This window comes from Lysinibacillus sp. VIII_CA (genome assembly GCF_049943995.1).
Taxonomy (GTDB): domain Bacteria; phylum Bacillota; class Bacilli; order Bacillales_A; family Planococcaceae; genus Lysinibacillus; species Lysinibacillus pinottii.
Genome location: NZ_JBNFXM010000038.1, coordinates 1 through 7,979 on the forward strand (window position 1 = coordinate 1; position 7,979 = coordinate 7,979).

A 7,979-nucleotide genomic window follows, 5' to 3' on the forward strand; every position below is an offset into this window, starting at 1 on the left:
TTGTTTCGTTCACTAGCTAGGCTAGCTACTTAAAACTTTATTGATTACGTTTTGCTTGTTCAGTTTTCAAGGTTCATAATTATCTTAGTCGTTTTTAGCGACTTCATTATGATAACTTATTTATAACAGGAAGTCAACAACTTTTTTGTTTTTAAAATTTCAAAGCGTTTCTTCTTGTTAAGGACAAGTAATAATATATAATATAGCATTTTAAAAATCAAGCATTTTCTTAAAAAAAGTTAAAAATCTTTTTTATATTGATAGCAAGGAAATAGAATGCTTCCTACTAAAAGAATATCCAACCATTTAAATAACAGTACCAACAGGTTTAGAACCATAGCCAACTAAACAAAAGGTTGACCAAATAAGTTAGGTATTAACGCTATTAATAAAAAACATAACCCATCCATTATACGGTCCTTCTGTGCGTCTTTTAGATTTTATAGATAAATAAATTGATCATACTTCCAACATAGACAACTATTATATTAGTAACAAACGATCATCTCTACGTATATCCCATCCTATTATACAATAAGATGTAACAAGTGCACACGTGACGAGCGCATCCCCAGATTACAACTAAAAAATCAATGGTTATCTTTAATCTGAGTTTCGACATATCTAAATAGGGAAAACAAAACATACTTTTTATATCACTTAAAGTTTTTCTCTTATTCCTTGTGTCTTTTGAAATTTAGAATTGTACTCATTTCCAATTAATTTGAGTAATTTAAGAATGCATGTTATAATTTTTCATGAAGATGGATATAAAAAAAGGACCACTTGGTGTGTCACCACCAAATGGTCATGTAACCGACGAATCGCTTCAAAGGCGATTTGCATAATGAAGGAGTAAACCACTCACATGCTTGGAGGGCAGGGGCGGTTTACTTTTTTTTCTGAGAAAAAGTAAATGACAGAACGATTACCGAAACGATCAATCCGCTAAAACTGATCATTAAGGACATTGCCTCGTAAGTTGTCATTAGCAACACCTCCTTCCCCTCCAGATACCTGAAAAACGGGTGAAGAATGTATGCTTACCGCCCATGAAACCTCTATCTAGTTACCCATTCATTATACCATTTTATGTGAATAAAATATAGTTTTTGGAAATGTAATTTATATAGGAACCTCGGCATATCCATCATCAATTCTTGTAGCAAGCACGCTACTTGTTTCATCTTCCATTATCATTTCTATTTAAATATTCCCATAGCTAATTGTCATGAATCTATTTTAATCTTGGCTGGCACGTCTTGATTTTATGCACCATGTCTAGGACTAGTACCATTAGTACGCTCTATTCCGATTGTTTTTTGACAATATGTAAAAAAACAGCCTAAAATAATTCCTACAACCTAAAGAAACACCTATTTCGCTCGCTTCATATCAATAACTCCATTGTTCATTCCTCTAAAAACAATGGTGCCATAATTAAATTAGAAAAGAGCATATGAGAAAATGCAACGCTCTCAACTTCCTCAGATGCATGTTTTACATAAATAATCGACCTTTAATCATTGTGATACCAATTACGATATGGATGTATAGATGAATTTTAGATTTCTATAAAATAAAACACATATATTTCCTCCCTTCCATGTTGTACAATACAAAAAAGTAATGCACATATAATAATGACTGCTTGCATATCTCTTAGCAATGCGAAATATCTATGGAGGGTTGTGTATGGGAACATTATTGGAAAATATGATTACATATGAAGTTGGCATAAAATTAGTTTTAGCAGCCACATTAAGTTTAGTAATCGGAATTGAAAGGGAATTAAAGAAGAAACCAGTTGGATTAAAGACCAGTTTAGTCATAGCAACATTCAGCTGTTTGCTAACCATTATTTCCATTGAAACAGCTTACTCCACCCCTTCTAGAGAAGATATTAATATTACAATGGATCCCCTTCGCTTAGCTGCTCAAATTGTCAGTGGTATTGGATTTCTAGGAGCAGGCGTAATTTTAAGACGTGGTAATGATAGCATTTCTGGTTTAACAACTGCAGCCATGATATGGGGAGCTGCCGGCATTGGAATCGCTGTAGGCGCTGGTTTTTATATGGATGCCACGTTAGCTGTGATTATTATTGTATTCGGAATTGAAATTCTCTCCCCTTTCCTAATGAAAATTGGACCAAAACGTATTCGCATGAGAGAGATTTTATTAAAAGTTCAAATAGATGATGATAAACATACGGAATCCTTTCTGCTATTCCTTAAAAACAACAATATCATCATCGAAAATATCCGTATTAAAGATGTACCTTTAAAAAATGATACTGTTTTACATGAGTTGGATTTACGTTTGTCCTTAATTGTCTCTGATAATTTACTGTCGTTTTACCGTTCATTACGAACATTATCATATATTGAAAAAATCGAAATGGAAATTTTAAACTAGTTGGAGGATTTTTTATGGGAGAATTATTTAAACTACTAAAGGATGGCAACAAACCTTCCCTGATGGCGGCTTGTGTCAATGCCTTTTTAGGTATTATTAAAGGCATTGCCTTTTTCTTAACAGGTAATGTAGCTATGTTCGCAGAAATGATGCATTCACTTGGAGATGCAGCAAACCAATTGTTCGTGTATATTGGTTCCGCTCTATCTAAAAAAGCACCTACAAAAAAATTCCCTAGTGGCTTCGGTCGTATTGTCAATTTAGTATGCTTATTTGCAGTTATTATCGTAGCAATTCTTTCCTATGAAACAATCAAGGAAGGATGGCATCATTTTATCCATCCTACTGGAGAATCGAGCGGGGTACTCATTGCTCTTGGAGTATTATTCATAGGTATTGTTTTAGAAGGAACAGTACTTGCAAAAGCCGCTGTAGAAGTATTACATGAAGCTGGGCAGGAAAAAGCAGGTATTACAACTATTCCAAAAGCTTTCAATTATTTAAATCGTGCAAAACCTGCGACTAAATTAGTTTTTATGGAAGATTTAGTCGCTACAAGCGGAAATATTTTGGCCTTCATTGCTATTGTAATCGCTCATTTTACAGGTTGGACTAGAATAGAAGGTCTTGTTTCGATGATTATTGGGGCCATGATGTTTTATGTTGTTGGTAAAGTATTCTTGGACAATGCTCGTGGTGTAATCGGTGAGACAGATGAAGAAATGTTAAATCATATCGCCCACCTTGTAATGGATGATCCAAATATTAAAGATATTGTACGCCTTGAAGTTATTAAAGAAGGGGAGTTTTTACATGTTGAATTAGTGGCAGAAGCTGACCCTAAACTATCCTTAGCATTTTTAGACGATGTTCGAGATCATTTAACAGAAGTTATATTAAGTCAGAAGGGTGTATCAAAGGTCGCCATTTTATTTGATGAAGATGACGGAAAAGCTAGCTGGATACATCTTGGTGAAAGACCTGACCATTAAAACTAAAAGCTAACAAGCCAATTGCCTTGTTTTAAACAGCCCCGTAAAAGTTAGACATCAATCTAACTTTTACGGGTTTTTTTATGGGAAAAGTAAGTGTTGAACAACGTATTCAAGCAGTTCAACGATATTTAAATGGATATGAAACCATGCTTGAAATTGCGAAAGATATCGGTGTGACTGAATGGGTTCGCCGTTATCAAAAAAATGGTGTAGAGACTTTCTTAAAGTCCTATACAAACTATTCAGCTGACTAATTTTTCTTAACTTTTAACAAAAAAGTGTGAGGCTAACTACACAGCCTCACACTCAATCATTATCTTAAAGAGAATTTTGTAAAATTGTTCGTACATCTTTTTCTTGTAACTGATGGAAGTTTCCAAAAGGACCATTATGCATAGCATGCTCTACAATCTGTTGGAATTTCGAATCATCGATATTATAATCAGCTAAACGATTCGGTGCCCCTAACGATGACCAAAATGCTGACAAGCGATCAATCCCTTCATAAGCAACCTCTTCTACCGTTTTATCTGTTGCATCCACTCCGAATACTCGTGTTGCTATACCCGCAAAGCGTTCAGGATTCACTGGTACACTTAAACGCATCCAATGCGGCTGAAGAATAGCTAAACCACCCGCATGCGGAATATCATAAACCGCCGATACAGCATGCTCGATATTATGAGATGCCCAGTCTCCACGAGAACCGATTGATAAGAATCCATTTAATCCAATTGTTCCTGCTAATAGAATCGTTTCACGTAACTGTGTATTCTCTAGATCCTCTAATAATTTAGGTGCTGTCTTAATAACCGTCCGTAATACCCCCTCACACATTTCATCAGTGATTGGTGTATTCGTTGTATTATGGAAGTACTGTTCGAATATATGTGACATCATATCAACGATTCCATAAACCGTATGATTTTTAGGTACACTCACCGTATACGCAGGATTTAATATTGAAAATTTCGGGAATGCCGCAGGGCTACCCCAGCCTAATTTTTCTTCAGTAGCAGCGTTAGTAATAACCGATCCAGAGTTCATTTCAGAGCCTGTAGCAGCCAATGTTAACACGGTTCCTAATGGTAGAGCTTGTTCCACCAAAACCTTACGTTTAACGATATCCCATGCGTCTCCATCATATTTTGCACCAGCAACAATTAATTTGGAACAATCAATTACAGAACCACCACCAACCGCAAGAACTAAGTCGATTCCTTCTGTTTTACAAATTTCAATACCACGTCTAGCTGTTTCCACACGAGGATTAGGTTCTACCCCACTTAATTCAAAAATTGTTTTATCTGCTTGTTGTAATTTGTCGATAACAGCGTCGTAAACACCATTTGTCTTGATGCTACCACCACCATATACAACCAATACTTTTTTTCCATACTGCTCTAATTCCTTTGGTAACTTTTCCAGCGCATCTTCACCAAAATGCAGTTTCACTGGGTTAAAAAATGTAAATGAATCCATTTAATTCGCCCCTTTCTAGTTGGATTTTCTCATATTTATATTAAAGAAAGCAAAGATAACGTTTGGTGCAGTATAGCACAACTCTGTTAATTAGTTTCGGTTTGGACGGTCTCTTTAATTTATTAAAGAATTTAGTACATCTGTTTAATTGAATGCCTCTTAGCTTCCCATTCATGTAAATATAAAAAAACGAGTCCTCCCATTACAATAGGAGAAACTCGTTTTAGATTGAACTTATTTTAAACCCATCCACGGAAGCGTGAAGCTTCTGCAGTGCGGCGAACACCTACCATATAAGCAGCTAAGCGCATGTTAATGTTACGTGTTGTAGCTGTTGTATAAACATTATCAAATGCTTCTACCATTTTTTTGTATAGACGTTCTTCAACCTCTTCTTCTGTCCAATAATAACCTTGGTTATTTTGTACCCATTCGAAGTAAGAAACTGTAACACCACCAGCAGATGCTAATACGTCTGGCACAAGTAAAATGCCACGTTCTGTCAGGATTTTAGTTGCTTCAGCAGTTGTTGGTCCATTTGCTGCTTCTACTACGATATCAGCTTTAATATTGTGTGCATTGTCAGCAGTAATTTGGTTCTCAATCGCAGCAGGCACTAAAATATCACAATCAAGTTCTAATAATTCTTTATTTGAAATCGTGTTTTCAAATAAAGTTGTTACAGTACCAAAGCTATCACGACGATCTAATAAGTAGTCGATATCTAAACCTTCTGGATCATGAAGTGCACCATAAGCATCTGAAATACCGATTACCTTTGCACCTAAATCATGCATAAATTTCGCAAGGAAGCTACCTGCGTTACCAAATCCTTGAATAACAACTCGCGCACCTTTAATATCAATACCACGTTTTTTCGCTGCTTCTTCGATTACAATTGTAACACCTTGTGCAGTCGCACGGTCACGACCTTGTGAACCACCAAGAACTAATGGCTTACCTGTGATAAAGCCTGGTGAGTTAAATTCATCCATACGGCTATACTCATCCATCATCCATGCCATAATTTGTGCATTTGTAAATACGTCTGGTGCAGGAATGTCTTTTGTTGGTCCTACGATTTGACTTACAGCACGAACGTAACCGCGGCTTAAACGCTCGATTTCGCCCATAGACATTTGACGAGGGTCACAGATGACACCGCCTTTACCACCGCCATATGGTAGATCGACAATACCACACTTCAATGTCATCCACATTGAAAGCGCTTTAACTTCCTCCTCAGACACTTGTGGGTGGAAACGAACTCCACCTTTAGTTGGTCCTACAGCATCGTTATGTTGTGCACGGTAACCTGTGAATACTTTTGTTGTACCATCATCCATTTTCACCGGGATACGTACTTGGAGCATGCGAAGCGGTTCTTTTAGTAATTCATACATTGCTTCATCATAGCCAAGTTTGTTTAGAGCATCTTGAATGACATCTTGTGTTGATGTGAAAAGATTTAAGTTTTCAGACATTATTAAATCGCCTCTTTGTTTTATTTAATGATAGTATATCGGCATCATTGTAACATACTTCCGAATTAAAATGTGAACATTTTGTTAAAGTTTAAATACTTTTTCAATTTGTTCGATTGACCAATCTAAATCCTCTTGTGAAATAACAAGTGGTGGAGCAAAACGAATAACTGTATCATGTGTTTCTTTACATAATAAACCTAATTCTTTTAGTTTTTCACAGTATGGACGAGCTGCCTCTGTTAATTCCATACCAATGAATAAACCACGACCACGTACTTCTTTAATAACTGGGTTGTTAATTTCTTTTAACTTACCTTTGAAGTATTCACCAAGATCATGTGAACGTTCAGCTAATTTTTCATCTAATAATACTTTAATAGATGCAATTGAAACTGCACAAGCTAAAGGATTTCCACCGAAAGTTGATCCGTGTGAACCTGGATTAAATACACCTAAAATGTTACGGTTTGCAGCTACACAAGAAATTGGGAATACACCGCCGCCTAGTGCTTTACCTAAGATGTACATATCTGGTTCTACTTCTTCCCAATCACAAGCAAACATTTTACCAGTACGTGCTAAACCTGCTTGGATTTCGTCAGCAATGAATAATACGTTGTTTTCACGGCAAAGTTCGCGAGCTGCTTTTAGGAAGCCCTCTGTTGGAATGACAATACCAGCTTCACCTTGAATTGGTTCAATTAAGAATGCTGCTGTGTTTGGTGTAATAGCCGCTTTTAATGCTTCAAGATTACCGTAGTCTACTAATTTAACGTTTGGTAACATTGGACCGAATCCACGACGATATTCCTCATCAGAAGAAAGAGATACAGCAAGCATTGTACGACCATGGAAGTTACCATTACATGCAATAACTTCTGCCTTGCCTTCTTCTACGCCTTTTACATCATATGCCCAACGACGAGCTGCTTTAAAAGCAGTCTCTACTGCTTCAGCACCTGTATTCATTGGTAATACCATTTCTTTATTTGTTAACTTTCCTACTAGCTCATACCATTCACCAAGGTTTTCGCTGTAGAATGCACGTGAAGTTAATGTTACTTTATCAGCTTGCTCTTTTAAAGCAGCGATAATTTTTGGGTGACGGTGTCCTTGGTTTACAGCTGAATAAGCTGATAACATATCTAAATATTTGTTGCCTTCTGGATCTTTAACCCAAGCACCCTCAGCCTCTGAAATTACGATCGGCAGTGGATGATAGTTTGCTGCACCATAATTTTGTGTTTGTTCAATAACTTGTTGAGTTTTTGTCATATTCTATTCTCTCCTTACTAAATGATGATAAAAAATCTATGGAAGAAAGGACTATGTATTTCGGTAAGTAACTAATTAATTTAGTAACAATTAAAACGCTAAATTTGCAAACTCCCCCCAAGTAACTACCTCATAAGTGTCTATGGTATAGCGAGAGGCAATATTACCTGGAGAAGTTTCACAAATTCTGTCACAATGCTTCAATTACTACTTATTAAATAGCCCTAACGTCCATGTAAAATTAAAGCATTTCAGAAGTTGTTTTTGCTTGCATGTGAAGTTGTAGGTAGTCTGGGCCACCAGCTTTTGAGTCTGTACCTGA

At 36.3% G+C, this 7,979-nt stretch carries 7 protein-coding genes; 3 read left to right on the top strand and 4 right to left on the bottom strand.

Annotation, left to right across the window (positions count from 1 at the left end; genetic code table 11):
* Positions 1-890 precede the first annotated feature (890 nt).
* Positions 891-989 carry a putative holin-like toxin gene (locus ACP3VS_RS23655; RefSeq protein ID WP_220273102.1) on the bottom strand — a complete coding sequence of 33 codons (99 nt, stop codon included), beginning with the start codon at positions 987-989 and terminating at the stop codon, positions 891-893.
* A 706-nt stretch (positions 990-1,695) separates the two neighbouring features.
* Here ACP3VS_RS23655 and ACP3VS_RS23660 point away from each other — a divergent pair.
* From ACP3VS_RS23660 to ACP3VS_RS23670, 3 genes are all read left to right on the top strand, one after another.
* Entirely contained in the window at positions 1,696-2,418 is a 723-nt protein-coding gene (locus ACP3VS_RS23660; RefSeq protein WP_012292402.1) for an MgtC/SapB family protein, read from the top strand.
* A 14-nt stretch (positions 2,419-2,432) separates the two neighbouring features.
* A complete protein-coding gene (locus ACP3VS_RS23665) occupies positions 2,433-3,410 on the top strand; it encodes a cation diffusion facilitator family transporter (protein WP_012292401.1) in 978 nt (325 codons plus the stop codon).
* A gap of 83 nt (positions 3,411-3,493) precedes the next feature.
* The gene (locus tag ACP3VS_RS23670; RefSeq protein ID WP_012292400.1) at positions 3,494-3,667 is read left to right on the top strand and encodes a helix-turn-helix domain-containing protein; all 174 of its coding nucleotides are present in this window, start codon (positions 3,494-3,496) and stop codon (positions 3,665-3,667) included.
* A gap of 64 nt (positions 3,668-3,731) precedes the next feature.
* Here ACP3VS_RS23670 and ACP3VS_RS23675 read toward each other — a convergent pair whose 3' ends face one another.
* The 3 genes from ACP3VS_RS23675 to ACP3VS_RS23685 all read right to left on the bottom strand — a co-directional run bounded on the left by ACP3VS_RS23675 (position 3,732) and on the right by ACP3VS_RS23685 (position 7,657).
* A complete protein-coding gene (locus ACP3VS_RS23675) occupies positions 3,732-4,895 on the bottom strand; it encodes an iron-containing alcohol dehydrogenase (protein WP_012292399.1) in 1,164 nt (387 codons plus the stop codon).
* A gap of 239 nt (positions 4,896-5,134) precedes the next feature.
* A complete protein-coding gene (locus tag ACP3VS_RS23680) occupies positions 5,135-6,379 on the bottom strand; it encodes a Glu/Leu/Phe/Val family dehydrogenase (RefSeq protein ID WP_012292398.1) in 1,245 nt (414 codons plus the stop codon).
* 84 nt (positions 6,380-6,463) lie between these two features.
* Positions 6,464-7,657, bottom strand: coding sequence for an ornithine--oxo-acid transaminase (locus tag ACP3VS_RS23685; protein WP_012292397.1), 1,194 nt, complete (start codon positions 7,655-7,657; stop codon positions 6,464-6,466).
* Positions 7,658-7,979: the final 322 nt, after the last annotated feature.

Bases quoted from the DNA above. Each gene is read 5' to 3' on its own strand.
- ACP3VS_RS23670 (WP_012292400.1), top strand. From the start codon at position 3,494: ATGGGAAAAGTAAGTGTTGAACAACGTATTCAAGCAGTTCAACGATAT.
- ACP3VS_RS23680 (WP_012292398.1), bottom strand. From the start codon at position 6,379: ATGTCTGAAAACTTAAATCTTTTCACATCAACACAAGATGTCATTCAA.
- ACP3VS_RS23660 (WP_012292402.1), top strand. From the start codon at position 1,696: ATGGGAACATTATTGGAAAATATGATTACATATGAAGTTGGCATAAAA.
- ACP3VS_RS23655 (WP_220273102.1), bottom strand. From the start codon at position 989: ATGACAACTTACGAGGCAATGTCCTTAATGATCAGTTTTAGCGGATTG.
- ACP3VS_RS23685 (WP_012292397.1), bottom strand. From the start codon at position 7,657: ATGACAAAAACTCAACAAGTTATTGAACAAACACAAAATTATGGTGCA.
- ACP3VS_RS23675 (WP_012292399.1), bottom strand. From the start codon at position 4,895: ATGGATTCATTTACATTTTTTAACCCAGTGAAACTGCATTTTGGTGAA.
- ACP3VS_RS23665 (WP_012292401.1), top strand. From the start codon at position 2,433: ATGGGAGAATTATTTAAACTACTAAAGGATGGCAACAAACCTTCCCTG.